The organism is Nocardiopsis sp. NPDC006139, assembly GCF_040614155.1.
In the GTDB taxonomy this organism is placed as follows: Bacteria; Actinomycetota; Actinomycetes; order Streptosporangiales; family Streptosporangiaceae; genus Nocardiopsis; species Nocardiopsis changdeensis.
This window is the reverse complement of record NZ_JBEXTT010000004.1, coordinates 118,353-142,574: the sequence shown is the minus strand read 5'-3', so window position 1 is coordinate 142,574 and position 24,222 is coordinate 118,353. Positions and strand designations below refer to the sequence as shown.

Here is a 24,222-nt window from a genome sequence, read left to right as displayed (position 1 = left end):
CCGGGGGCGCGCGGGCGCATCCCAGGGGGCGAACAGGTCGAGGGGGTGCACCCCGGCCGGACTCCCGGAAGAAACCACGCTGATTCGTACGTGCCCCGCACAGCGGGGTCAGGAGGCAAGATGGCGCCGGTCATTCACAACAGGCTTCGCAGGGGCGGGCGCACCGTGCTCGCCGCGGCGGGTGCGACGGTCGTGCTCGGCCTGGCCGGATGCTCCATCGACCTGAGCAACCTGCGCCCCGGCGGCGGCGAGGAGGAGCCCAGCCCCGAGCCCGCCGAGCCGGTGGCCGCCGCGCCCCTGGTGGAGCAGGCGCTGACCGACCTCGCCGGGTACCAGGGCCTGGTCGCCACCGGCCAGGTCGCCGAGAGCGTGGGCGCCGACGTGCGCGACGCCTCGCTCACCGTCGCCGACGGCGGTGCCGCCAACGGCACCATCCGCTCCGGCAGCATCGAGGCCGACCTCATCAGCGCCGACGGGCGGATCTTCATCCGGGCGCTGGAGGACTTCTGGCTCGACCAGGGCGTCTTCGCGCCCGACTTCGACGAGTTCGGCGGCAACTGGGTGCGGGCCTCCGGCGCGCAGGCCGGGATCGACCCCAGCGCCGTGCTCGCCCCGCCGGTCCTCGCCGAGATCCTGGGCGGTATCGAACTGGAGTCGGACGAGGCCGTCGAGGAGAACCTGGACGGCACCCTCACCCACCGCATCGACCTGGCGGGCGAGCGCAACCAGATGTGGATCGACGCCGAGAGCGGCCAGATCAAGCGCATCGCCATCGAGGAGCTCGTGGCGCCGGAGGCCGAGAGCGGTCCCCAGGTCCGCCTGGACCTGGCCGAGGCCGACACCGCCGCCGTCGAGGAGCTCTACGACGGGGTCATCGCCGCCACCACGGACGAGCTCGGCTCCTCGCGCGACGCGCGCATCGAGGTCGGCTGGGAGGGCCAGGCCGAGATGACCTGCGAGGACGGCCCCAACTGCACCTGGTCGGGCACCGTCCGCGACGCCGCCGGGACCGGCAGCGGGACGGTCGCCGTCCGCATGGACGTGACCTTCAGCAACTCCGAGATCGGCGAGCAGACCTGCGACGACAGCGGGAACCTGGAGGCGGGCGGCACGCTGGACCTGTCGTGCAGCGCCGACTACAACATCGTCAGCCAGACCCAGCAGACGTACACGATCGACGGCAACGCCACCCTGAGCACCCGGGGCCTGCCCGGAAGCCAGCAGGAGAGCATGCTGGAGGCCCTGAACGAGCAGCGCGAGGCCACGCTGTCCGGCGGCGGAGAGCCCGCGGACGAGGAGAGCGAGGAGGACGGGGGCGGCAACTGACACGCTCCGCGTCCGGGTGGAGGAGGGGCCGGGGTTTCCCGGCCCCTCCTCCCCGTTCCGGGCCCCGACGGGTTTCCGCCGGTGTGACGAGGTCCGGGTAGGCTTAGAGACCAATTCCGAGACGAAGGACTGGCCACACTCGTGTTCGAGACGCTTTCCGACCGGCTGACATCGGTCTTCTCCTCGCTGCGGGGCAAGGGGCGCCTGTCCGAGGAGGACATCAACGCGACCGCGCGGGAGATCCGTCTCGCGCTGCTGGAGGCGGACGTCGCCCTGCCCGTGGTCCGTGATTTCATCGCGCGGATCAAGGAGCGCTCCCGGGGCGAGGAGGTCTCCAAGGCCCTCAACCCGGCCCAGCAGGTCATCAAGATCGTCAACGAGGAGCTCATCGAGGTCCTCGGCGGCGAGACCCGGCAGATCCGCTACGCCAAGAACCCGCCCACCGTCATCATGCTGGCGGGCCTCCAGGGCGCCGGTAAGACCACCCTGGCGGGCAAGCTCGCCAAGTGGCTGGCCGCGCAGCGCAACACGCCGCTGCTGGTCGCCGCCGACCTCCAGCGTCCCAACGCGGTCACCCAGCTCCAGGTCGTCGGCGAGCGCGCCGGCGCCCCCGTCTTCGCGCCCGAGCCCGGCAACGGCGTGGGCGACCCGGTCGAGGTCGCGCGCGGTTCCATCGAGTTCGCGCGGCGCAACAACCACAACATCGTCATCATCGACACCGCCGGCCGCCTCGGTGTGGACACCGAGATGATGCAGCAGGCCGCGGACATCCGCGACGCCGTGTCGCCGGACGAGATCATCTTCGTCGTCGACGCGATGATCGGCCAGGACGCCGTCAACACCGCCCAGGCCTTCCTGGACGGGGTCGGCTACGACGCGGTCGCCCTCACCAAGCTCGACGGCGACGCGCGCGGCGGTGCCGCGCTGTCGATCCGGCACATCACCGGCCGTCCCATCATGTTCGCCTCCACCGGCGAGAAGCTGGACGACTTCGACCTGTTCCACCCGGACCGGATGGCCTCGCGCATCCTGGACATGGGTGACGTGCTCACGCTCATCGAGCAGGCGCAGCGCACGTTCGACGAGGCCGAGGTCCAGAAGATGGCCTCGACGATGGCGTCGGACGAGGACTTCACGCTGGACGACTTCCTCCAGCAGATGATGATGGTCCGCAAGCTCGGCCCCATCGGCAACCTGCTCGGCATGATGCCCGGCATGGGCCAGATGCGCGAGCAGATCGACAACATCGACGACAAGGCCCTGGACCGCCTCCAGGCGATCATCCAGTCGATGACGCCCGGCGAGCGGGCCAACCCCAAGATGATCAACGGCTCGCGCCGGCTGCGCATCGCCAACGGTTCGGGCACGCAGGTCGGCGACGTCAACAACCTGGTCACCCGGTTCTTCGAGGCGCAGAAGGTCATGCGCAAGATGAAGAACGGCGGCATGCCCGGGATCCCCGGCATGCCCGGCATGGGCGGTGGCGGCGGGGCCCGCAAGAAGGCCAAGGCCCAGCAGAAGAAGAAGGGCAAGCAGCGCAGCGGCAACCCGATGAAGGCCCGCCAGCAGGAGCTGGAGCGCCAGCAGCGCCGCAAGGAGCAGCAGGAGAACGCCCAGCCGCAGCTGCCGCCGGGGCTCGGCGGCGGCAAGCAGCCGCAGCTGCCCCCCGCGTTCGGCGGCGGCGGAATGCCGAACATGCCCGACCTGTCGGGGTTCAAGCTGCCTGAGAAGTAGGCCACGCCGCGGGGCTGTCCAAGGAACCCGCGGGTGTCTGGCACAATGAGTAGTCGACTAACGGTGGCGGGCCGGCCCTCTAACTAGCCCGCCGCCCACGTCTGTTCCGGTGGGCTCCACAACCCCACGTGGCCGCCCCGCCGGGCGCCTCAACCGTTAATCGGGAGAAGACCACTCCAGTGGCTGTCAAACTGAAGCTCAAGCGTATGGGCAAGATCCGTACGCCCCAGTACCGCATCGTCGTCGCCGACGCCCGCACCAAGCGTGACGGCAAGGCGATCGAGGAGATCGGCAAGTACCACCCCAAGGAGCACCCGAGCCTCATCGAGGTCGACTCCGAGCGGGTCCAGTACTGGCTCGGCGTGGGCGCCCAGCCCTCCGACGCGGTCAAGGTCCTCCTGCGCAAGACCGGTGACTGGCAGAAGTTCAAGGGCCTGGCCGCGCCGGCTCCGCTGAAGGTCGCCGAGGCCAAGGACCCGGAGGCCAAGGAGGCCGCCTTCCAGGCCGCCCTGAAGGAGCTCGTGCTCCCGGGCGCCGAGAAGAAGACCGCCGCCCCGAAGAAGAAGGCGGAGAAGCCCGCCGCCGAGACCGCTGAGGCCGAGAAGTCCGAGGGCGAGGCCTGACGTGCTGGAAGAGGCGCTTGAGCACCTCGTGAAGGGGATCGTTGCGAACGCCGACGATGTCCAGGTGCGGGTCAAACGACTCCGCAAGGGCAAAGTCCTGGAGGTCCGGGTGCACCCCGACGACCTCGGCAAGGTGATCGGCCGTAACGGACGCACCGCCAAGGCCCTGCGCACCGTCATCGGTGCGCTGGCCGGCGGCCGCTACGTCCGCGTCGATCTGCTGGACCTGAACGAAGTGCGCTGACGCGCCTTGCGGGGGCGCCGATCTCGGTCGGCGCCCCCGCAGCCGTGCCCGGGGCCACACGGCCCCGGGCACGGTCTTTTCCCCGCCGTTCCCGGCACCCGAGTTTCCCCTTGTTCCCCGACTACCCCGCGCGAGGGCGGGAGGGAGGACGGAGTCCCATGCGTCTGGTGGTCGGCCGTATCGGCCGCGCCCACGGCATCCGCGGCGACGTCGCCATCGACGTGCGCACCGACACCCCCGAGGAGCGGTTCTTCGTCGGCTCCGTCCTGGAGACCGACCGGCCCGGAGGCGGTCCGCTGACCGTCGGGGCGGTGCGCGTGCACAGCGGCCGCCTGCTGGTGCGCTTCAAGGGCGTCGCCGACCGCACCGCCGCCGAGGAGCTGCGCGGGACCACCCTGCTCATCGACTCCGAGGACCTGGGGCCCACCGGCGACCCCGACGAGTTCCACGACCACGAGCTCATCGGCCTGACCGCCGTGACGACCGACGGCGAGGAGGTCGGGACGGTGGACGACGTGCTCCACAATGCCCAGGACGTCCTGGTCCTGGCCGCCCCCGGCGGCCGCGAGGTGCTCGTCCCGTTCGTCGCGGAGCTGGTCCCCGAGGTGGACGTGCCCGGCGGCCGGATCGTCCTGGACCCGCCCCCGGGGCTGCTCGACCTCGCCGACTGAAGGGCGCACCGTGCGCATCGACATCATCAGCATCTTCCCCGACTACTTCGCGCCGCTGGAGCTGTCCCTCATCGGCAGGGCGCGCGCCTCCGGGCTGCTCGACGTGCACGTCCACGACCTGCGCTCGTGGACCCACGACCGCCACAACACCGTGGACGACACCCCCTACGGCGGCGGCCCCGGCATGGTGATGAAGCCCGAGCCGTGGGGCGAGGCGCTGGACGCCGTGGTCGGCGACGCGCCCGCCCGGCTCATCCTGCCCACCCCCAGCGGCCGCCCCTTCCGGCAGGCCGACGCCGAGAGGCTGGCGGGGGAGGGGCACCTCGTGTTCGGCTGCGGCCGCTACGAGGGCATCGACTCCCGGGTCGCCCAGGACGCCGCGGAGCGGATGCCCGTCGAGGAGATCAGCATCGGCGACTACGTGCTCAACGGCGGGGAGTCGGCGACCCTGGTCATGGTCGAGGCGATCACCCGGCTGCTGCCCGGGGTGCTGGGCAACCGGGAGTCCGCGGTGCAGGACTCGTTCGCCTCCGGGGGCATGGAGAACCTGGTCGAGGGCCCGGTGTACACCAAGCCCGCCGAATGGCGCGGCCGCGGGGTGCCGCCGGTCCTGCTGTCGGGCAACCACGGCGCGGTCGACCGCTGGCGGCGCGACGAGGCGCTGCGCAAGACCGCGCGCAACCGCCCCGACCTGGTGGCCGCCATCCCCGCGGAGTCCCTGGACCGGCGGGACCGGGAGGTCCTGGCCGAGGAGGCCGGGGAGGGTGTACCCGAGACCACCTGACCAGGTGGTTCGGTGCGCCGCACGGGATGTGGCAAACTGGGTGGGTTCCCCCCTGGTGATCCTCAGGCATCCGCATGCCGGCGGCACGACGTCGGCCTCTGTGTCGGTCACCCGGGCGGTTCGACAGTCAGACCCTTACGGGCCATCGCCCGCGCACCCCCGCACGCCCGGAGCGGGCGGGGTGGGGCGCGGAGCGCTATCGATGAGGATTCAGATGCACACCGCCATTCAGGAGCTGGAGAAGGCCCAGCTGCGTTCCGACGTCCCGGAGTTCCGCCCCGGTGACACCCTCAACGTTCACGTGCGCGTGACCGAGGGCAACCGTACCCGTGTCCAGGTCTTCAAGGGCGTTGTCATCCGCCGCCAGGGCTCCGGCAGCCGCGAGACCTTCACCATCCGCAAGGTGAGCTACGGCGTCGGCGTGGAGCGGACCTTCCCGATCCACACCCCGGCGATCGAGAAGTACGAGGTCGCGGCCCGTGGCCGTGTCCGCCGCGCCAAGCTGTACTACCTGCGCGACCTGCGCGGCAAGGCCGCCCGCATCCGCGAGCGCCGCGAGCCCGCCGGTCAGTAGTCGCCTGGTTCCTCTCCGGAGTCGCCCCCGCGGTTTTCCCGCGAGGTATAAGCTTCGGCTCGATGAGTACAGACGACAGGGACCTCGGCGCGGACGGGGTTCAGGACGAGGATTCCGCCCGGCCCGGCCCTGAGGAGCACGGCTCCCCACTGGCTCCCGAGTCCGATCAGGACTCGGGAGCCAGTGCTGTCTCCGAAGCCGAGGACGCCGACGCGGAGGAGAAGGCGGACGAGTCGATGAGCAAGGAGAAGCAGGGGTCGTTCTGGAAGGAACTGCCCATCCTCATCGTGATCGCCCTGGTACTGGCGTTCGTGATCAGGACCTGGGTGATGCAGGCCTTCTACATCCCCTCCGGGTCGATGGAGAACACCCTGCAGGTCGGCGACCGCGTGCTCGTCAACAAGGTCGTCTACGAGATCCGGGACATCCGGCGCGGCGAGGTCGTGGTCTTCGACGGCGACGGGTCGTGGGACGACCCCAACACCGTGGTGATCCCCGAGCCGACCAACCCGGTCTCGCGCGGCTTCACCTGGGTGCAGCAGCAGCTGGGCGCGGCGCCCACCGGCAAGGAGTACATCAAGCGGGTCATCGGCCTGCCCGGCGACGTGGTGCAGTGCTGCGACGAGCAGCAGCGGGTCACGGTCAACGGCGTCGCCCTGGACGAGGAGGAGTACCTCTACCCGGGCAGCCTGACCTCGCACGAGGAGTTCGGGCCGGTCACGGTGCCCGAGGGGCACGTGTGGGTGATGGGCGACCACCGGGCGATCTCCTCCGACTCCCGGCGCAACCAGGGCAACCCCGGGGGCGGGGCGGTGCCCATCGACCACGTGGTCGGGCGGGCGTTCGTGATCATCTGGCCCTTCGACCAGGCCGGCGGCCTGGGGATCCCGGAGACCTTCGCGCGGCTCGACGACGACGCCTGACGGGCGGCCGGAGGGCCGGCCGGCGGGATCGGTCCGAGGAAATCCTCTCGTCCGGGCACGAAAGTCCGTTCCGTGACGCATGATGGATCCCAGACCGTGTGGGTCTCGCGTGGAACGTCCCAGGGCCTTCCCCCGTTGGGAACAGAGCGAAGGCCGACAACGAGTGGATGACAGGGAGGAACCGGACACCCCGGCCGGAGACTGCAGACGAAAGCGAGCACGTGGATGAGTTCTGAGGACCTGGAGAAGTACGAGGCCGAGATGGAGCTCCAGCTCTATCGCGAGTACCGGGACGTCGTGGGGCTGTTCGGCTACGTCGTGGAGACCGAGCGGCGGTTCTACCTGACCAACCACGTCGACCTGCAGCCGCGTTCCACCGAGAACGGGGAGATGTACTTCGAGGTCGTGATGGAGGACGCCTGGGTCTGGGACATGTACCGGCCCGCCAGGTTCGTCCGCAACGTCCGCGTCGTGACGTTCAAGGACGTCAACGTCGAGGAGATCACCAAGGCCGACATCGAGCTGCCGCCCGCCGAGGGCGGCAGGGACTGACGCCGGTTATCCACAGAAGAGAACCGACCCTGGCGGGACGCCGCCCGATCACCGACCGTGGTAACGGGAGGTGGTCGACGTGGACGTGTACGCCGCGTACCGGAGGGACCTGGGCGGCCTCGGCGAGGACCTGGCCGCCGCGTTCCTGGAACGATCCGGGATACGGGTGGTGGACCGCAACTGGCGGTGCCCCGCCGGGGAGATCGACATCGTGGCGCGGGACGGCCCCGTGCTGGTCGTCGCCGAGGTCAAGACCCGCACCCGGCTGCTGCACGGACACCCGGTGGAGGCCATCGGCCGGAGCAAGCGCGGACGGCTGCGCCGCCTGGGCCGGGCCTGGGCCCGCGCCCGCCGGGTGCCCGGGCGCCCCCTGCGCGTCGACGGCCTGGGCGTCCTGCTCACCGGCGGCCGCGTGTACGTCTCCCACGAGCGGGGCCTGTCATGACCGCCCCGCGGGATCCCGCCCGCCCCTCACCGTGGCGTGTCCCCCCGGACCCCCGCCCGGCGCCCGCCGCCTTTGATGGGCGGCCTGGAGGCCGTAGCCCTCGCTTGGTGCGGTGCCCCTGGAGGGTAGGGCCCCGCCTTTCCGGCGATGCCCATCCGTGGCCTGGTGCCGCCTTCGGCGGGTGGCCTGGAGGCCGTAGCCCTCGCCTTGTGCGGTGCCGGGGTGCCTTCGGTCTTTCCGTCGTGATTCCCGCTCGCCTGTCGCCCCCTGCCGTCTACGGGCGGCCCCACGGGCACGGGTCCTTCCCGCGGACCGCTCCAGCGGAGCCCGCCGTTCCCCGGTGGTACGGGAGGGCGGGCGGAGGGCAGGTGCCACAGCCGCCTGAGGGCGCACCCCCTCCCGGGCGACCCGTGCGGGGGGTGCGATGATCACGCTCGCCCGGACCCACTGCGTCGCGCTGCTGGGGGTGGAGGGACACGTCGTCGAGATCGAGGTGCACCTGGGCGGCGGCGACCCCGGCGTCACCCTGGTGGGCCTGCCCGACGCGGCGCTGCGCGAGGCCCGCGACCGGATCCGCGCGGCCCTGGCCAACAGCGGCGAGGCCTGGCCCAGCGGCCAGATCACCATCAGCCTGTCCCCGGCCAGCCTGCCCAAGGCGGGCAGCATGTTCGACCTCGCCATCGCCGCCGCCGTCCTGGCCGCCGAGGGGGCGGTGCCGCCGGACCCGCTGGCGGGCACGGTCCTCATCGCGGAGCTGGGGCTGGACGGCCGGGCCCGCCCGGTGCGCGGGGTGCTGCCCGCGGTCATCGCCGCCCGCGAGCGCGGCCACGACCGCTTCGTGGTCGCCCGGGGCAACGCCGCCGAGGCGGCCCTGGTCCCCGACATCGAGGTGGTCGCGGTCGACTCCCTGGAGGAGCTGTGCCGCTGGGCGCGGGAGGGCCTGCTCCCCGAGGCGCGGCCGCCCGACCCGGCGCCGCGGCCGCGCCGCCCCGCCGACACCGAGCCCGACCTGGCGGACGTGCTGGGCCAGCCGGTGGCCCGGCGGGCGGTGGAGATCGCCGCCGCGGGCGGGCACAACCTGATGATGCTCGGCCCGCCCGGCACCGGGAAGAGCCTGCTGGCCGAGCGGCTGCCCACGGTGCTGCCCCGGTTGGACCCGGCGGCGGCGCTGGAGGCCACCGCCATCCACTCGGTCGCCGGCCTGCTGCCCGCCGGGTCCCCGCTGGTCACGGTGCCGCCCTTCGCCGCACCGCACCACACCTCCACCCGGTCGGCCATCATCGGCGGCGGCAGCGGCCACCCCGCCCCGGGGTGGGTGTCCAAGGCGCACCGCGGGGTGCTCTTCGTGGACGAGGCTCCGCAGTTCGGACGGGGCGTGCTGGACTCGCTGCGCGAGCCGCTGGAGCGCGGCGAGGTGGTGCTGGCCCGGGCCTCCTCCACGGTCGTGTTCCCCGCCCGGTTCCAGCTGGTGATGGCGGCCAACCCCTGCCCCTGCGCCAAGCCGGGCGCCCTGTGCGACTGCCCCGCCGGGGAGCGGCGCCGCTACTTCTCCCGGATCTCCGGGCCGCTGCTGGACAGGATCGACCTCAAGGTCGAGCTGCCCCAGGTGGGCCGGGCCGAACTGCTCGCGGACCGGGCCTTCGCCGAGTCCTCGGCGGTGGTGGGCGCCCGGGTGCTCGCGGCCCGCGGGCGGGCGGCCGCCCGCCTGGAGCGGACCCCGTGGACCGCCAACGCCCAGGTGCCCGGCGCCCACCTGCGCCGGGAGTTCCCCGTGGAGCCCGGCGCGCTGCGCATCCTCGGGACGGCCATGGACCAGGGCCGGATCAGCGCGCGCGGGGTGGACCGCACCCTGCGCGTCGCCTGGACGCTGGCGGACCTGGCGGACCGCGACCGCCCCGGGGAGGAGGAGGTGGCCTATGCCTTCGCGCTGTGGTCCGGCCGCGCCTGGTGACGCCGGGACCGGGCCGTGGGGCCCACCGGGCGGGCGGCGGCGGGGGAGTGCGGCCCGGGGCGGGCCGCGGTGACGGGCGAGGCGAGGAGCGGTGCGGTGGACGAGGACGAGGTGCGGGCCCTGGCGGCGCTGACGACGGTGGCCCCGCCCGGGGACCCGTGGCTGGGGGCGGTGCTCGCCGAACACGGGGCGGCGCGGGTGTGGGCGGACCTGGTGGCCGGGGCGCCGCCGCCGAGCGGGCCCGCGGACGGGGAGGCGGTCGTGGACCGGGACCGGGTGGCGCTGCGCTGGCGGCGCTGGCACGCGCAGGCCCGCGGAGTGGACGTCGACGCCCTGCTGGCGGCCTCGGCCGCGGCCGGGGTCAGGTTCGTGGCGCCGGGGGACCCCGAGTGGCCCGGCAGGCTGGAGGCGCTGGACGCCCCCGGCGGCCGCCGCTCGCACGGACTGTGGGTGCGCGGCCGCGGCGACCTGCGCAACCTGTGCCTGCGCTCGGTGGCGATCGTCGGCTCCCGGGCGGCCACCCCCTACGGCGGGCACGTCGCCGCCGAACTCGCCTACGACCTGGCCGAGCGCTCCGTCGTGGTGGTGTCCGGCGGGGCCTACGGCATCGACGGCGCCGCGCACCGGGCCGCCCACGCGGCGGGCGCCACCGTGGTCGTGCTCGCCTGCGGGCCGGACGTGGACTACCCGCGCGGCCACGCGGGGATGTTCACCGACATCGCCCGCACCGGGGTCCTGGTGAGCGAGCGCCCCGTCGGCCTGCGCCCGCGGGCCAAGGACTTCCTGGTCCGCAACCGGCTCATCGCCGCGCTCACCCCCGGCACCGTGGTGGTCGAGGCCGGGCTGCGCAGCGGGGCGCTCAACACCGCCGCGCACGCCGCGGAGCTGCACCGGGTGCTCATGGCCGTCCCCGGCCCGGTCACCTCGGCGATGTCCGCGGGCTGCCACCTGCTGCTGCGCGACCGGCAGGCGGCCTGCGTCACGAGCGCCGAGGACGTGCTCGACCAGATCGGGCCCCTGGGCGGGGTCCCGCCCGGCCCGGTGCGGGTCACCGCCGAGCTGGCGCCCGAGAGCGCCCGGGTGCTGGCCGCGGTCCCCCGCGGCGGGGGCGGGCCCGCGGTCATCGCCCGGGCCTGCGGCCGGGACCTGGAGTCCACCATGCGGGCGCTGGGACTGCTGGCCGCCGCCGGGCTCGTGGAGCGCTGCCCCGCGGGGTGGCGGCCCGTCCGGTGAGGTCACTCGGCGGCGAGCAGCCAGGTCCGGCACAGCCACCAGGCGTCCACCGCGCCCAGCGGCGTGTACGGGTCCGTTCCGGTGGCCTCCGCGAAGCGCTGGAGCCGGTTGCGCACGGTGTTCGGGTGCACGAACAGGGCCTCGGCGGTCCTCGCCACGTCGCGGTCGCACTCGAACCAGGCGCGCACGGCCCGGGCCACGGGCAGCGCGTTCGCCCCGAGCGCACGGCGGGCCGGAGCGTGGTGCCGCGCCAGCACTCCGGCCAGGTCGTCGCGCTCCACCACGGCGGCCAGCGCGGCCAGGCCGGCGATGTGCACCACCCCCGTGCGGCCCGCGGCCTCGGCCGCCGCCAGCGCCGACGCGGCCAGGCGCCGCAGCTTGGACACGTGCTCCGGCTGCCCGGGCCCGGCCAGGCCCGCCGGCCCCGGCAGGGCGTCCGGGGCGGGGGAGCGGGCCAGCACCGCCACGAAGAGCCCGTCCACCTCGGCCGCCAGGACCGGGGCCGGGCCGCGCAGGTCCCGCTCCCAGCGGGCGGCGCTGCCCACCGGCTCCCCGGAGCGGGCCGCCACCACCCACAGCTCCGGGGGCAGGCCCGCTTCGGCGGCGGCCAGCGTCGCCGCCGATCCGCCCTCCAGCAGGCGCAGCAGCAGGGCGGTGTCCCGGGCGGTGGCGGACCGCTCCCGGTCGGCCAGGGTCTCGCGGTGGGCGGTGATCAGGCGGCCGCGCACCGCCTCGGCCCAGTCCTCGTACAGCTCGCGCATGTCGAGCAGCCGCTCGGCGCCCACCCCGTGGGCCCGGGCGATCTCCCGGACGTGCGCCCAGATCCCGCGTTCGGCGACATGGATCGCGGACAGCACCGCCTCCACCGGGACGCCCTGGAGGGCCCGGGTCACCCCGAGCTCCTGGACGAAGCCCAGTTCGGCCTCGGTGGGCCCGCGCCGGGCCGCCACCGCCCGGGTCGCGGCCAGCAGCAGCGCCCGGGTGTGCGCGCTCATGTCGCCCGGGGTGAGCGCGGCCACCTCGCGCACCGAGCCGCGGACACCGGCCACGGTCGCCGCCAGCAGCCGGTCGTCGGCCACCACCTGTTCGATGACGGCGACCACGCCGTCCCAGTCCCCCCGCGGATCCATCAGCGCCTCCTCGTGCGTCCCGCCGGATTGTGGCGGAGCACAACCCCGCCGGGCAAGGGTGTGTCCGTGACCATGTCCTTCGGGCGGGGGGACGCTTACGATTGGTCCCGCGCACAAGCCCGGCGTCCGGGCGGCCGGTGTGCGGCGGCGGCCCCCTCTCCCCGAACAGGGCCGCGTCCCGGAAGCCGCGCCCTCCCCGAGCACACCGGCCCACGGCCGCCCCGCCGGCGCCGGCCCCGCCCCGGGCCCGGCGCCGACGGGGCGGGAACACCCCGAGTACCGCGGTGCCCGCCGAACCGGGAAGGGCCCGGCGGGCGCCGCCCCCCCACGAAAGGCCACCCATGAGCCGCCCACGCGTCGCCGTGATCGGAGCCGGGGCGGCGGGTCTGGCCGCCGCCAAGGCCCTGCTGGACCGCGGCCTGGAACCGGTGGTCCACGAACGCGGCGACCGCCCCGGCGGGCTGTGGGTGCGCACGGCCCCCGGCTCCCCGGCCTACGCCTCCCTGCACCTCAACACCAGCCGGGGGCGCACCGGGTTCGCCGCCCGCCCCATGCCGCGGACGTGGCCCGACTACCCGTCGGCGGACCTCGTGGCCGGGTACCTCGCCGACTACGCCGACGCCTTCGGGGTGACCGGGCACATCCGGTTCGGCACCGACGTCACCTCGGTGGAGCGCACGGAGGACGGCCGCTGGGAGGTGGCCGCCGGCCGGGACACCGACCTCTACGACGCCGTCGTCGTCGCCAACGGGCACAACCGCGAACCCCGCATGCCCGCCGCGGCCTACCCGGGCGACTTCTCCGGCGTCCACATGCACGCCCGCGACTACAGCGACCCCGAACCGTTCCGGGGCCGCCGGGTCCTGGTCGTCGGCACCGGCAACTCCGCCATGGACATCGCCGTCGACGCCTCCCACGTCGCCCGCGGGCCCGTCCTGCTGTCGGCCCGCCGCGGCGTCCACATCGTGCCCAAGTACCTGTTCGGGCGGCCCTCCGACGCGACCGGCGGGGCCCTGGCCGTGCTGCCCTGGCGCATCCGCCAGGCCGTCGCCCAGACCCTGCTGCGGCTGGCCGTGGGCCGCCCCCAGGACTACGGGCTGCCCGCCCCCTCCGGCGGACTGCTCCAGAACCACCCCACGGTCAGCGACACCGTCCTGAGCCGCCTCACCCACGGCGAGATCGCCGTCCGGCCGGGGATCGCGCGCTTCGAGGGCGACCGGGCGGTGTTCGCCGACGGGAGCGGCGACACCGTCGACACCGTCGTCTGGGCCACCGGCTACCGCGTCACCCTCCCCTTCCTCGGCGAGCGCTGGACCGGCCCCGACCCCGAGCGCCTGCCCCTGTACAAGCGGGTGTTCCACCTGGACGACCCGAGCCTGGCGTTCGTCGGCCTCATGCAGTCCACCGGCGCCGCCCTGCCCGTCGTGGAGGCCCAGGGCGAGCTCGTGGCCGCCCACCTGGCGGGGGAGTACGCCCTGCCCGACCCGGCCGCGCAGCGCCGGGCCGTCGCCCGCGACCTGCGTGCCGCCACCGCCCGCTGGGGCGACAGGCGCCCCATGATGCGGGTGGACTTCGACCACTACGTCGCCGACCTGCCCCGCGAGCGCGCCGCCGGGGCCAGGCGCCTGGCCGCCCGCCCCGAACGCGCCTTCGCGCCCGCCCGCCCCCAGGAGAGCCCCCGATGAGCCGACCCCTGCGCGACCTGCTGTCCGGCGGCCGCCGCGACCCCCGCGGCCTGCGCGTCCTGGTCACCGGGGCCTCGGGCACCTTCGGCCGGGCCCTGTGCACGAGGCTGAGCGACGCGGGCGCGCGGGTCGTCGGGCTGGACGCCCGCCCCCGCGAAGACGACCCCGTCGAGGTCCTCGCCTGCGACCTCACCGACGACGCCGCGGTGCCCGCGGCCGTCGCCGGGGCGCTGTCCCGGCTGGGCGGGCTCGACCTGCTGGTCAACAACGCCGGGATCGGCGGGCCCGCGCCGGCCGAGCTGCCCCCGGGCGCCGAGGTCCGCCGCCAGCTGGACGTCAACCTGCTCGGCGCCTGGCGGGTCGGCGCCGCCTGCGTGGACGCCCTCGTCGACTCCCGGGGCCGGGTGGTCATGGTGTCCTCGCGCATGGCCGTCATGCAGCTGCCCCTGGCCGCCGCCTACGGGGCCTCCAAACGCGCGCTCGTCGCCTACGCCGACGCCCTGCGCCTGGAGCTGGCCCCGCACGTGACCGTCACCTGCGTCTACCCGTCGATGGTGCGCAGTCCCATCCACGACTCGACCGCCCGGGCGGGGCTGTCCCTGGAGGGGATGAGCACCTACGAGAGCCTGGACGGCGTCGTGGACACCGTGCTGCTGGCGGGGCTGTCGCGCCGCCCCCGCCGCGACCTGCCGACCACCCGCCGGGGCGCGGTCGAGTTCTTCCTGGCCCGGCACCTCCCGGCGGTCACCGACCGGATCGTCGCCCGCGCCCTGGCCGCCCGGGTCCGCTCCGGGGCCCTCGACGGGGCCGAACCCGCCCGCGGCGTGGTCCGGCGCACCGCTCCGCCGGAGGCGCGCTGATACCGTGCGTCCATGGCCAAGCCCTACAGTGACGCCCTGACCGCCGACGGCCCGCTGCTGTTCATCTCGGGCCAGGTCCCGGTGGGTCCCGCCGGAGAGGTCGCCGGGGACATCGGCGGCCAGACCCGGCAGGTCCTGAGCAACATCGAGGCGATCCTCGCCCGCCACGGCGCGGACCTGAGCCACGTGGTGCGGCTCACCTACTACCTGCGGCACATCAGCGACCTGGAGGAGTTCCGCTCCGCGCTCCTGTCCCGCCTGCCCGAGGGGCACCGGCCCACCTCGACCCTGGTGGAGGTGAGCGCCCTCATCGACCCCACCTACATGGTGGAGATCGACGGCATCGCCTGCCTGCCCCGCCGGTGAGCCCGCTCGACGGCTTCGCCGCCCACCTGGCGGGCGAGCTGGGCCGCTCCCCGCACACCGTGCGCGGCTACCTCGCCGACCTGCGGTCCCTGCTGGAGGACCTGGAGGAGCAGGGGCTGGAGGTCCGCGACCTCGACGTGCCCGCGGTGCGCGCCTGGCTGTCCCGCGCCCGCGACCGGGGGGCGGGCCGCTCCACCGTCGCCCGCCGGGTGGCCGCCGTCCGCGCCTTCACCCGCTACCTGCACCGGGAGGGCGTGCTCGCCGCCGACCCGGGGCCGCGCCTGTCCGCCCCGTCCCAGCGGCGCGCGCTGCCCGCCGTCCTGGACGAGGCCCAGGCCGAGGCCGCGCTGTCGCGCCCGGTGGACGACACCCCGGTGGGCACCCGCCGCCGCGCCGTGGTGGAGCTGCTCTACGCCACGGGCGTGCGCGTCGCCGAGCTGTGCTCCCTGGACGTGGACGACGTCGACCGCGCCCGCACCACCGTGCGCGTCGTCGGCAAGGGCGACAAGGAGCGCACCGTCCCGGTGGGCGCCCCGGCCCTGGACGCCCTGGACGACTGGCTCGCCGTCGGCCGTCCGGCCCTGGTCGGCCCGTCCAGCGGCCCGGCCCTGTTCCTGGGCGTGCGCGGCGGGCGCCTGGACGTGCGCCGCGCCCGCGAGGACGTCCACGCCCACCTGGGCGCCGCGGGCCTGGACGCCGCCCCGCACGACCTGCGCCACAGCGCCGCCACCCACCTCCTCAACGGCGGCGCCGACCTGCGCAGCGTCCAGGAGTTCCTGGGCCACGCCAGCCCCCGCAGCACGCAGATCTACACCCACGTCTCCGTCGACCGCCTCCGCGACGTCTACCGCCGCTCCCACCCCCGCGCCTGAGACCCTGGCCGGTGGGCGCGTGTCGGCCGCCGCCGATGGCCTTCGCCGTCCCGGGAGGCCCCGACGCGGGCGCGGCGACGCCCTCCTTGCAGCCCGGTCCCGCCGGCGACGGATGCCGCCGGTACCCGGCTGCTCGCGCGGGTGGGCGCGGTTCGCCGGCGGTCGGTCGGGCGGCGGGTCAGGGGGTACGGGGGAGGAGGCGGACGGGGACGGGGCCCAGCAGGGAGAGCGGGTCGAGGTAGTCCCGGCCCCGGAGCAGGCCCCAGTGGAGGCAGGCGCGCTGCGGACAGTGCCGCGGCGCGGCGGCGACGGTGCCGATGACCTGCCCGGCGGTCACCGGGTCGCCGCGGGCCAGGCCGGTCTCCACCGGCAGGTAGGTGGTGCGCAGGCCGCCGTGGGAGACCGACACCACGGGCGTGCCCGCGACCGTGCCGGCGAAGTGGACGCGGCCGGGGCCGGCCGCGAGGACCTCCTGGCCGGGCTCTGCGGCCAGGTCGGCTCCGCGGTGACCGGGCAGCCAGGGGCGCTCGGGCGGGTCGAAGGGCCGCAGCACCCGCGGCGCCGGGTCCAGCGGCCACCGCCAGTCGGCGCCGGCGGCCGCCGGGGGAGCGGGCAGGAGGCAGGCCAGCAGGAGGAGGACGGGCAGGAGGAGGGGCACGAGGTTCCGCATGCATCCAGGTTCGCCGCCGCGGGCCCGGCGGGCGGGCTTTTCCGCCGGCCTGTGGACGACCGCGGGGGCCGCCCCCCGCGCAGGTCCGGCCCGTTCCCCGCGGAGGATAGAATCATCTGTGGCCCACCGGGCCGAACACACTACGCACGTCCACCAGCCTCCCTCCGGAGGGGTCGTACCCACGGTCCACACCGCCTCGGCGGAGTGGCGGTACGGCCGGGGCGTCAGGAACAACCGAAGGCGGGGAGCCCTATCCCCGCCACCACTAGGAGGACCTGTCATGGCCACAGTCGTGACGACCCGCCAGCTCCTGGAGAGCGGCGTCCACTTCGGGCACCAGACCCGTCGCTGGAACCCGAAGATGAAGCGCTTCATCCTCACGGAGCGCAACGGCATCTACATCATCGACCTCCAGAAGTCGCTGGCGCACATCGACCGCGCCTACGAGTTCGTCAAGCAGACGGTCGCCCACGGCGGCACCGTCCTGTTCGTCGGCACCAAGAAGCAGGCGCAGGAGGCCATCGACGAGCAGGCCCGCCGCGTCGGCATGCCGTTCGTCAACCAGCGCTGGCTGGGCGGCATGCTCACCAACTTCTCCACCGTCCACAAGCGGCTGCAGCGCCTGAAGGAGCTGGAGGAGATCGACTTCGACGACGTCGCCGGCTCCTCGCTCACCAAGAAGGAGCTCCTCAACCTCCGCCGCGAGAAGGAGAAGCTCGAGCGCACCCTCGGCGGTATCCGCGACATGTCCCGCGTGCCCAGCGCCGTGTGGATCGTGGACACCAAGAAGGAGCACATCGCGATCAGCGAGGCCCGGAAGCTCAACATCCCGGTCGTCGCGATCCTCGACACCAACTGCGACCCGGACGAGGTCGACTACCCGATCCCGGGTAACGACGACGCCATCCGCAGTGTCAGCCTGCTGACCCGCGTGATCGCCGACGCCGTGGCCGACGGTCTGCTGACCCGCTCCGGCGCCGGTGAGCAGAAGGCCGCCGAGGAGCCCCTGGCCGAGTGGGAGCGCGAGATCCTCGAGGGCAAGGGCGAGACCGCCGACTCCGTCGGGGCCGGCCAGGACGCCTCCGAGGTCCCGGTCCAGACCCCCGAGCCCGCCGCCGAGGCCGTCGCCGAGTCCGAGGCCGCCACCGTCGACGAGGCTCCGGCCGAGGAGACCCCGGCCCAGGACACCCCGGCCGCCGAGTAGCAGTCGGTCCCCCGGGACCCACGACACCCCGGTGCCGCTCCGCCTTCGAGCGGGGCGGCACGCGGGGTGTACGGACCGCTCACCTTCCGTACAGACTTCACTTCCAAGGGAATCCAACAGTCATGGCGAACTTCACCGCCGCGGACGTCAAGAAGCTGCGCGACATGACCGGCGCGGGCATGATGGACTGCAAGAAGGCCCTGACCGAGGCCGACGGCGACTTCGACAAGGCCGTCGAGGCCCTGCGCATCAAGGGCGCCAAGTCCGTCGACAAGCGCGCGGGCCGCACCGCCGCCCAGGGCACGGTCGTCCTCCGCCAGCAGGGCGAGGGCAAGGCCACCCTCATCGAGCTCAACTGCGAGACCGACTTCGTCGCCAAGAACGCCCAGTTCATCGAGCTGGCCGACCAGGTCGCCGACTTCGTCGCCGCCCAGGACAGCGACGACCTCGCCACCGTCGCCGCCGCCGAGATCGAGCCCGGGAAGACCCTCCAGGGCTACATCGAGGAGAAGAGCGCGATCATCGGCGAGAAGCTGGAGTTCCGCCGCTTCGCCAAGTTCGACGGCGCCTACGTCTCCGCCTACCTGCACAAGTCCGACCCGGACCTGCCCCCGACCATGGGCGTCCTGGTCGAGCTGGACAAGGCGGACGAGGAGGTCGGCAAGGACCTCGCGCAGCAGATCGCCGCGATGGCCCCGCAGTACGTCTCCAAGGACGAGGTGCCCGCCGAGGTCGTCGAGAACGAGCGCCGCATCGCCGAGCAGACCACCCGCGAGGAGGGCAAGCCCGAGCAGGCGATCCCCAAGATCGTCGAGGGCCGCCTCAACGGCTTCTTCAAGGACGTGACGCTGCTCGGCCAGCCGTTCGTCAAGGAGAACAAGAAGACGGTCCAGCAGGTCGTCGACGCCGCCGGCGTCACGGTCAAGCGCTTCGCCCGCTTCAAGGTCGGCCAGGCCTAGGTTTTGACATGATGGAGGTGCCGGGGAGAACGCTCTCCCCGGCACCTTCGGTGGATATGGGCGGTTTCGGAGGGCATGACGACCCCCACCGCCCGCAGCAGGAGCACTCGGGGGACCCTGTGCCGCTCGGGGACGACAAGGGAGGCCACAGGCCGTGAACGCAGCGACGAACACCGAACCCGCCATGCACGACGCAGGCTGGAAGCGCGTGATGCTCAAGCTCTCCGGCGAGGCCTTCGCCGGCGGGGGCGGCCTGGGCATCGACCCGGAGGTCGTCCAGTACGTCGCCGAGTCCATCGCCGAGGCCGTGTCCGAGGGCATCCAGGTCGCGGTCGTGGTGGGCGGCGGCAATATGTTCCGCGGCGCCCAGCTCACCGAGGGCGGCATCGAGCGCGGCCGCGCCGACTACATGGGCATGCTCGGCACCGTCATCAACTGCCTCGCCCTCCAGGACTTCCTGGAGCGCCTGGGCGTGGACACCCGCGTCCAGACCGCCATCCACATGAGCCAGGTCGCCGAGGCGTACATCCCCCGCCGCGCCGTGCGCCACCTGGAGAAGGGCCGTGTGGTCATCTTCGGCGCCGGCCTGGGCGCCCCGTTCTTCTCCACCGACACGACCGCGGCCCAGCGCGCCCTGGAGATCGGCGCCCAGGCCGTCCTCAAGGGCACCCAGGTCGACGGGGTCTACGACTCCGACCCCCGGAGCAACCCGGACGCGGTCAAGTTCGACAAGCTCAACTACAACGAGGTCCTCACCCGCGGCCTCAAGGTCATGGACGCCACCGCCGTCAGCCTGTGCATGGACAACGGGCTGCCCATCGTCGTCTTCGACCTGATGAGCCAGGGCAACATCCTGCGCGCCGTCCGCGGTGAGAAGATCGGCACCATCGTCGGGCCGACCCCCGCCTGAGGCGGCCGCGGCGACACCCTCAAGCCACGCACACCACAGCCGAGAACCGGGAGCGCCCCATGATCGAAGAGACCCTCCTCGAAGCCGAGGAGAAGATGGAGAAGGCCGTCATCGTCGCGAAGGAGGACTTCGCGGCGATCCGCACCGGGCGTCCCACGCCGGCGACGTTCAACAAGATCACCGTGGACTACTACGGCGCGCCGACGCCGATCAACCAGCTCGCGTCCTTCTCGGTCCCCGAGCCGCGCATGGTGGTCATCTCACCGTTCGACGTCAACTCCCGGACCTCGATCATCAACGCCATCCGCAACAGCGACCTGGGCGTCAACCCGTCCGACGACGGCCAGGTCATCCGGGTCGTCTTCCCGGACCTGTCCGAGGAGCGCCGCAAGGAGTACGTGAAGGTCGCGCGCACCAAGGGCGAGGACGCCAAGATCTCGATCCGCAACGTCCGCCGCCGCGCCAAGGACGCCTTCGAGAAGGCCGTCAAGGCGGGCGAGGTCGGCGAGGACGAGGCCCACCGTGCGCAGGCGGAGCTGGACGAGCTGTCCCACAAGTACGTCGCCTCCGTCGACGAGCTCCTCAAGCACAAGGAATCGGAACTCCTTGAGGTCTAGCCGGTGACGACTCCTTCCAGCGGCTCCGGAGGCGATGACCACTCGCCGGAGCACAGACCCGACGACGATCAGCAGGTCGGCCCCGGCGACGCCGGGGCCGACAGGGCCGCCGGTCAGCGCTTCGTGCTGCACAAGCCGGGAGGTGAGCCGGTCAAGACGGGCCGCAACCTCCCGGTGGCCATCGCCAGCGGCTGCCTCCTGGGCGCACTGGTCTTCTTCTCGATCTTCCCCTGGCCCGCGCTGTTCACGATCATCACCTCCGCGGGGGTGCTGATCGGCATGCGCGAGCTCAACCGGGCGTTCGCCAGCAAGGGGATGGACGTCGCGGTGGTCCCCCTGGCCGCCGGCGGCGTCGCCATGCAGGTGGCCGCCTACTTCGGCGGCCCCGAGTGGCTGCTGGGCGCCACCGCCCTGACCGCGATCGCCGCCCTGGTGTGGCGGTTGCGGGGCGGGGCGGACGGGTTCGTCGCCGACACGTCGGCGAGCATGTTCACCCTGGTCTACCTCCCCTTCCTGCTGGGGACGTGGCTGCTGCTGATCGCCCACCCCGAGGACGGCCAGCAGCGCCTGGTGACGTTCATCGTGGTGACGATCTCCAGCGACATCGGCGGCTACTTCGCCGGGATCCTGCTGGGCCGGCACAAGATGGCGCCGGTGATCAGCCCGAACAAGACCTGGGAGGGCTTCGGCGGCTCCGTGCTCGGCTGCGCCCTGGCCGGGGCCCTGTGCGTGGTGCTGATGCTCGACGGCCCCTGGTGGGTCGGCGTGGTCCTGGGGCTGGCGGTCGTCCTGGCCGCGACGGTCGGCGACCTCATCGAGTCGCTGTTCAAACGCGACCTGGGGATCAAGGACATGGGCCGGTTCATGCCGGGCCACGGCGGCCTGATGGACCGGCTGGACTCCCTGCTCATCGCGGGGCCGGTGGTGTGGATCGTGCTCAGCCTGCTCCTGTGAGGGACCGAGACGCACGCGTGGGGCGGGACCCGAGGGGTCCCGCCCCACGCGTGCGCCCGGATGGGCGCGGCCGCGGTCCGGGGGATACGCTCGGGACGTGGACAATCCGCTGATCGAACGAATGCGCGTGTACGGCGAGACGATCTTCGCCGAGATGACGCGACTGGCCACGGAGACCGGGTCGGTCAACCTGGGCCAGGGATTCCCCGACACCGACGGGCCCCGCTCACTGCTGGAGGCCGCCTCCCGCAACATCCTGGAGGGCGTCAACCAGTACCCGCCGGGCCCGGGGCGGCCGGAGCTGCGTCGGGCGGTCAGCCGCTACCGGTCGCGCCATTACGGCATCGACCTGGACCCGGACACCGAGGTGTACATCACGGTGGGGGCGACGGCGGGCATCGCCGCGGCCCTGCTGGCCCTGGTCGAGCAGGGCGACGAGGTCATCGTGTTCGAGCCGATGTACGACTCCTACGCCGCGATGGTCACGCTGGCCGGCGGCGTCCGCCGCCCGGTCACCCTGCGCCCGGACCCGGCGACCGGCCGGTTCGTCTTCGACCCGGACGAGCTGCGCGCCGCGGTGGGCCCCCGGACGCGGATGGTGCTGGTCAACAGCCCGCACAACCCCACGGGGACGGTGTTCACCGCGCAGGAGCTGGAGGAGATCGCGGCGGTGTGCCGCGAGCACGACCTCATCGCGTTCACCGACGAGGTGTACGAGTTCCTGACCTTCGACGGCAGGCCGCACGTGCCGCTGGCGACGCTGCCGGGGATGCGCGAGCGCACCGTGTCGGTGTCCTCGGTGGGCAAGATGTTCGCGGTCACCGGGTGGAAGACCGGCTGGGTCATGGGCCCCGAGCCGCTGGTGACGGCGGTGCGCACGGTCAACCAGTTCCTGACGTTCAGCGCCAACGGGGCGCTCCAGCTCGCGATCGCCGACGCCATCGACAACGAGGGCGAGTGGGTCGCCGCCCAGCGCGCCGCGCTCCAGGGCAAGCGGGACCGGCTGGCGGCGGGGCTGGCGGAGACCGGGTTCGAGGTGGGCGTGTCCGAGGGCACCTACTTCGTGATGGCCGACATCCGCCCGCTGGGGTACACGAGCGGGGTGGACATCGCCCGCGCCCTGCCCCGGGAGGCCGGGGTGGCGGCGGTCCCCGCCCAGGTGTTCTACGACCGCGAGAAGGAGGGCGAACACCTGCTGCGCTTCGCCTTCTGCAAGCGCGACGAGGTCCTGGACGAGGCGGTCGCCCGCCTCACCGCCTGGCACCACCGCGCGTCCTGACGACGGGGCCCGCCGTGCGGCGCGCCGCCGAACGCGGCCCCGGAGGTGGCCACCGCCTCCTTCCCGCGCCGGGGCGTCCGCGGCCGGGCTTTTCGTCGGGGGACCGCACCGCCCGGGCGGGCCGGTGGCCCCGCGGGGCCACCGGCCCCGTTCAGCGGCGGGCGTCCATGAGGGCGATGAGGCGCCGCTCGGCGTCCGGCCCCGGGGGGACGCGGGGGAGCCGCCACAGCAGCAGCGCCCCGGCGGCCCACCAGGCCAGCACCATCGGCCACTCCTGGGGCCAGCCCAGGGCGGCGGGCATGCCCGGCAGGTACAGCGAGAACAGGCCGAGCGACAGCACCAGGGCGATCCACCCCACCGCCGGGCCGGCCGGGGTGCGGAACGGCCGTTCCATGGCTGGTTCGCGGCGGCGCAGCACCAGGAAGCTCACCACCACCACCAGGTACGCGAGCACGATGTTGATCCCGCCCGCGTTGGTCAGCCACACCAGCATGGGGCGGCCGAAGAACGGCGCCGCGGCCGACAGCGCGCCGATGAACAGGACGGCGTTGGCCGGGGTGCGGTACCGCGGGTGCAGGCGGCCGAACCACGCCGGGAGCATCCGCGACGCCGCCATCGCGTAGACCAGGCGGCTGCCGCCGATGAGGAAGGCGTTCCAGCTGGTCAGCAGACCGGCGATGCCGCCCAGGACCAGCACGTCGCCCATCACCGGGCTGTTCCACAGGGCGGCCACCGCGTCCGCCGAGGCCAGCTCCGAGGCCGCCAGGTCCGCCGCGGGCAGGCCCGCCCCCGCGGTGAGCATGACCATCACGTACCAGGCGGTCGCGCACAGGACCGAGACCACCAGCAGCGCCCCCACCAGCCGGTGGGGGATCCTGACCTCGGACGCCGACTGCGGGATCACGTCGAACCCGACGAACAGGAACGGCACCGCCACCAGGACCACGAAGACCCCCGGCACGCCGCCGGTGAACAGGGGCTCCATGTTCGCCGCCGAGCCGCCCGCGAACGAGCCGGTGAGCATGACGGCGCCGACGCACACCAGGAACAGCACGGCGACGGTCTGGAACACGGCGGCGGGCTTGATCCCGACGTAGTTGACGAAGGTCATCACCGCCGCGGCCACCACGCCGGTCGCGACCAGGCTCGCGTACACGTCGTACCCGGCGACGGTCCACAGGTGCCCGGCCGCCATGTCGGGGAAGAGGTAGACGAGCGTCTGGGGGACGGCGACCGCCTCGAACGCGACCACCGACACGTAGCCGAGCACCATCGCCCAGGAGGCGACGAACGCCCCGTGGGGGCCGACGGCCCGCATGGCGTAGTGGTGCTCGCCCCCGGCGTGCGGCATCGCCGAGACGAGTTCGGCGTAGGTGAGGCCGACGAAGGCCATGATCACCCCGCCGATGACGAAGGCGGCGGCGGCACCGCCGGGGCCGGCCGCGCCGATGAAGTCGCCGACCAGCACGATCCAGCCGAAGCCGATCATGGCGCCGAAGCCGAGGGCGAGGACGTCGCCCCGGCCGAGGACTTTCGCGAAACTCTGGGAGGTGTCGGACATAGGGGGTGTCCCATCGTTCGTGACTGTGGTGCAGGCCACCCCAGCACGCGGACCCGCGGAGGTAAAGGGCCGTTCCGGACGAATTCCGGACGGGT

General features: G+C 73.6%; 25 protein-coding genes. 22 read left to right on the top strand and 3 right to left on the bottom strand.

Annotated features, from left to right (window positions below):
• Positions 1-120: 120 nt before the first annotated feature.
• The 12 genes from ABZ249_RS06790 (at position 121) to ABZ249_RS06735 (ending at position 11,060) form a co-directional block, all read left to right on the top strand.
• Positions 121-1,326, top strand: coding sequence for a hypothetical protein (locus tag ABZ249_RS06790; RefSeq protein ID WP_355258268.1), 1,206 nt, complete (start codon positions 121-123; stop codon positions 1,324-1,326).
• A gap of 141 nt (positions 1,327-1,467) precedes the next feature.
• On the top strand, positions 1,468-3,060 hold the full coding sequence (gene ffh / locus ABZ249_RS06785; RefSeq protein ID WP_220563096.1) for a signal recognition particle protein: 1,593 nt from the start codon (positions 1,468-1,470) through the stop codon (positions 3,058-3,060).
• A 179-nt stretch (positions 3,061-3,239) separates the two neighbouring features.
• Entirely contained in the window at positions 3,240-3,683 is a 444-nt protein-coding gene (gene rpsP, locus ABZ249_RS06780) for a 30S ribosomal protein S16 (RefSeq protein ID WP_220563095.1), read from the top strand.
• 1 nt (position 3,684) lies between these two features.
• The gene (locus ABZ249_RS06775; RefSeq protein ID WP_220563094.1) at positions 3,685-3,927 is read left to right on the top strand and encodes an RNA-binding protein; all 243 of its coding nucleotides are present in this window, start codon (positions 3,685-3,687) and stop codon (positions 3,925-3,927) included.
• Between the two features lie 158 nt (positions 3,928-4,085).
• Entirely contained in the window at positions 4,086-4,598 is a 513-nt protein-coding gene (gene rimM, locus ABZ249_RS06770; protein ID WP_355258263.1) for a ribosome maturation factor RimM, read from the top strand.
• A gap of 10 nt (positions 4,599-4,608) precedes the next feature.
• Entirely contained in the window at positions 4,609-5,382 is a 774-nt protein-coding gene (trmD, locus tag ABZ249_RS06765; RefSeq protein WP_355258260.1) for a tRNA (guanosine(37)-N1)-methyltransferase TrmD, read from the top strand.
• A gap of 214 nt (positions 5,383-5,596) precedes the next feature.
• The gene (gene rplS, locus ABZ249_RS06760) at positions 5,597-5,956 is read left to right on the top strand and encodes a 50S ribosomal protein L19 (RefSeq protein ID WP_220563091.1); all 360 of its coding nucleotides are present in this window, start codon (positions 5,597-5,599) and stop codon (positions 5,954-5,956) included.
• Between the two features lie 62 nt (positions 5,957-6,018).
• The gene (gene lepB, locus ABZ249_RS06755) at positions 6,019-6,879 is read left to right on the top strand and encodes a signal peptidase I (protein ID WP_355258257.1); all 861 of its coding nucleotides are present in this window, start codon (positions 6,019-6,021) and stop codon (positions 6,877-6,879) included.
• Positions 6,880-7,104: 225 nt separating this feature from the next.
• Complete coding sequence (locus ABZ249_RS06750) at positions 7,105-7,431, top strand: DUF2469 domain-containing protein (RefSeq protein WP_073379808.1); 327 nt, start codon at positions 7,105-7,107, stop codon at positions 7,429-7,431.
• Positions 7,432-7,510: 79 nt separating this feature from the next.
• Positions 7,511-7,876, top strand: coding sequence for a YraN family protein (locus tag ABZ249_RS06745; protein ID WP_355258254.1), 366 nt, complete (start codon positions 7,511-7,513; stop codon positions 7,874-7,876).
• Positions 7,877-8,303: 427 nt separating this feature from the next.
• Positions 8,304-9,827, top strand: a complete 1,524-nt coding sequence (locus ABZ249_RS06740; RefSeq protein WP_355258749.1) for a YifB family Mg chelatase-like AAA ATPase — start codon at positions 8,304-8,306, stop codon at positions 9,825-9,827.
• Between the two features lie 96 nt (positions 9,828-9,923).
• Positions 9,924-11,060 carry a DNA-processing protein DprA gene (locus ABZ249_RS06735; protein WP_355258251.1) on the top strand — a complete coding sequence of 379 codons (1,137 nt, stop codon included), beginning with the start codon at positions 9,924-9,926 and terminating at the stop codon, positions 11,058-11,060.
• Between the two features lie 2 nt (positions 11,061-11,062).
• On the opposite strand, the gene ABZ249_RS06730 is transcribed toward ABZ249_RS06735, so the two are convergent.
• Entirely contained in the window at positions 11,063-12,190 is a 1,128-nt protein-coding gene (locus ABZ249_RS06730) for a helix-turn-helix domain-containing protein (protein ID WP_355258248.1), read from the bottom strand.
• A gap of 341 nt (positions 12,191-12,531) precedes the next feature.
• On the opposite strand from ABZ249_RS06730, the gene ABZ249_RS06725 reads away from it, so the two are divergent.
• From ABZ249_RS06725 to ABZ249_RS06710, 4 genes are read left to right on the top strand one after another with little or no spacing between them, the layout of a single operon-like run.
• Positions 12,532-13,875, top strand: a complete 1,344-nt coding sequence (locus ABZ249_RS06725) for an NAD(P)-binding domain-containing protein (protein ID WP_355258245.1) — start codon at positions 12,532-12,534, stop codon at positions 13,873-13,875.
• Positions 13,872-14,735, top strand: a complete 864-nt coding sequence (locus tag ABZ249_RS06720; protein WP_355258242.1) for an SDR family NAD(P)-dependent oxidoreductase — start codon at positions 13,872-13,874, stop codon at positions 14,733-14,735. Before ABZ249_RS06725 ends, ABZ249_RS06720 begins: the two co-directional genes overlap by 4 nt.
• Positions 14,736-14,747: 12 nt before the next feature.
• Positions 14,748-15,101, top strand: a complete 354-nt coding sequence (locus tag ABZ249_RS06715; protein WP_220563084.1) for a RidA family protein — start codon at positions 14,748-14,750, stop codon at positions 15,099-15,101.
• Positions 15,098-15,973 carry a tyrosine recombinase XerC gene (locus ABZ249_RS06710; protein ID WP_355258238.1) on the top strand — a complete coding sequence of 292 codons (876 nt, stop codon included), beginning with the start codon at positions 15,098-15,100 and terminating at the stop codon, positions 15,971-15,973. Before ABZ249_RS06715 ends, ABZ249_RS06710 begins: the two co-directional genes overlap by 4 nt.
• Before the next feature lie 178 nt (positions 15,974-16,151).
• Here the strand turns inward: ABZ249_RS06710 and ABZ249_RS06705 are convergent, their stop codons facing one another.
• Entirely contained in the window at positions 16,152-16,643 is a 492-nt protein-coding gene (locus tag ABZ249_RS06705; protein ID WP_355258235.1) for a M23 family metallopeptidase, read from the bottom strand.
• A 280-nt stretch (positions 16,644-16,923) separates the two neighbouring features.
• Here ABZ249_RS06705 and rpsB point away from each other — a divergent pair, with 280 nt between their 5' ends.
• The 6 genes from rpsB (at position 16,924) to ABZ249_RS06675 (ending at position 22,566) form a co-directional block, all read left to right on the top strand.
• Positions 16,924-17,847: a 30S ribosomal protein S2 gene (gene rpsB, locus ABZ249_RS06700; protein ID WP_355258232.1), complete on the top strand. Its 924-nt coding sequence runs from the start codon at positions 16,924-16,926 to the stop codon at positions 17,845-17,847.
• A gap of 122 nt (positions 17,848-17,969) precedes the next feature.
• Positions 17,970-18,806, top strand: coding sequence for a translation elongation factor Ts (tsf, locus tag ABZ249_RS06695; RefSeq protein ID WP_355258229.1), 837 nt, complete (start codon positions 17,970-17,972; stop codon positions 18,804-18,806).
• A gap of 184 nt (positions 18,807-18,990) precedes the next feature.
• The gene (gene pyrH, locus ABZ249_RS06690; protein WP_220565329.1) at positions 18,991-19,716 is read left to right on the top strand and encodes a UMP kinase; all 726 of its coding nucleotides are present in this window, start codon (positions 18,991-18,993) and stop codon (positions 19,714-19,716) included.
• Positions 19,717-19,775: 59 nt separating this feature from the next.
• Positions 19,776-20,333 (top strand): ribosome recycling factor, encoded by a 558-nt coding sequence (frr, locus tag ABZ249_RS06685; RefSeq protein ID WP_220563080.1) that lies wholly within the window; start codon positions 19,776-19,778, stop codon positions 20,331-20,333.
• Between the two features lie 3 nt (positions 20,334-20,336).
• Entirely contained in the window at positions 20,337-21,287 is a 951-nt protein-coding gene (locus ABZ249_RS06680; protein ID WP_220563079.1) for a phosphatidate cytidylyltransferase, read from the top strand.
• A gap of 97 nt (positions 21,288-21,384) precedes the next feature.
• Positions 21,385-22,566 (top strand): pyridoxal phosphate-dependent aminotransferase, encoded by a 1,182-nt coding sequence (locus tag ABZ249_RS06675; RefSeq protein WP_355258225.1) that lies wholly within the window; start codon positions 21,385-21,387, stop codon positions 22,564-22,566.
• A gap of 151 nt (positions 22,567-22,717) precedes the next feature.
• On the opposite strand, the gene ABZ249_RS06670 is transcribed toward ABZ249_RS06675, so the two are convergent.
• Positions 22,718-24,127: an APC family permease gene (locus ABZ249_RS06670; RefSeq protein WP_355258223.1), complete on the bottom strand. Its 1,410-nt coding sequence runs from the start codon at positions 24,125-24,127 to the stop codon at positions 22,718-22,720.
• Between the last annotated feature and the right edge of the window lie 95 nt (positions 24,128-24,222).

What these genes read in the sequence shown, in the direction of transcription:
- ABZ249_RS06790 (WP_355258268.1), top strand. Translation starts at nt 121, where the DNA reads ATGGCGCCGGTCATTCACAACAGGCTTCGCAGGGGCGGGCGCACCGTG.
- rimM (WP_355258263.1), top strand. Translation starts at nt 4,086, where the DNA reads ATGCGTCTGGTGGTCGGCCGTATCGGCCGCGCCCACGGCATCCGCGGC.
- rplS (WP_220563091.1), top strand. Translation starts at nt 5,597, where the DNA reads ATGCACACCGCCATTCAGGAGCTGGAGAAGGCCCAGCTGCGTTCCGAC.
- lepB (WP_355258257.1), top strand. Translation starts at nt 6,019, where the DNA reads ATGAGTACAGACGACAGGGACCTCGGCGCGGACGGGGTTCAGGACGAG.
- ABZ249_RS06750 (WP_073379808.1), top strand. Translation starts at nt 7,105, where the DNA reads ATGAGTTCTGAGGACCTGGAGAAGTACGAGGCCGAGATGGAGCTCCAG.
- ABZ249_RS06730 (WP_355258248.1), bottom strand. Translation starts at nt 12,190, where the DNA reads ATGGATCCGCGGGGGGACTGGGACGGCGTGGTCGCCGTCATCGAACAG.
- ABZ249_RS06725 (WP_355258245.1), top strand. Translation starts at nt 12,532, where the DNA reads ATGAGCCGCCCACGCGTCGCCGTGATCGGAGCCGGGGCGGCGGGTCTG.
- ABZ249_RS06720 (WP_355258242.1), top strand. Translation starts at nt 13,872, where the DNA reads ATGAGCCGACCCCTGCGCGACCTGCTGTCCGGCGGCCGCCGCGACCCC.
- ABZ249_RS06715 (WP_220563084.1), top strand. Translation starts at nt 14,748, where the DNA reads ATGGCCAAGCCCTACAGTGACGCCCTGACCGCCGACGGCCCGCTGCTG.
- ABZ249_RS06705 (WP_355258235.1), bottom strand. Translation starts at nt 16,643, where the DNA reads ATGCGGAACCTCGTGCCCCTCCTCCTGCCCGTCCTCCTCCTGCTGGCC.
- rpsB (WP_355258232.1), top strand. Translation starts at nt 16,924, where the DNA reads ATGGCCACAGTCGTGACGACCCGCCAGCTCCTGGAGAGCGGCGTCCAC.
- tsf (WP_355258229.1), top strand. Translation starts at nt 17,970, where the DNA reads ATGGCGAACTTCACCGCCGCGGACGTCAAGAAGCTGCGCGACATGACC.
- pyrH (WP_220565329.1), top strand. Translation starts at nt 18,991, where the DNA reads ATGCACGACGCAGGCTGGAAGCGCGTGATGCTCAAGCTCTCCGGCGAG.
- frr (WP_220563080.1), top strand. Translation starts at nt 19,776, where the DNA reads ATGATCGAAGAGACCCTCCTCGAAGCCGAGGAGAAGATGGAGAAGGCC.
- ABZ249_RS06670 (WP_355258223.1), bottom strand. Translation starts at nt 24,127, where the DNA reads ATGTCCGACACCTCCCAGAGTTTCGCGAAAGTCCTCGGCCGGGGCGAC.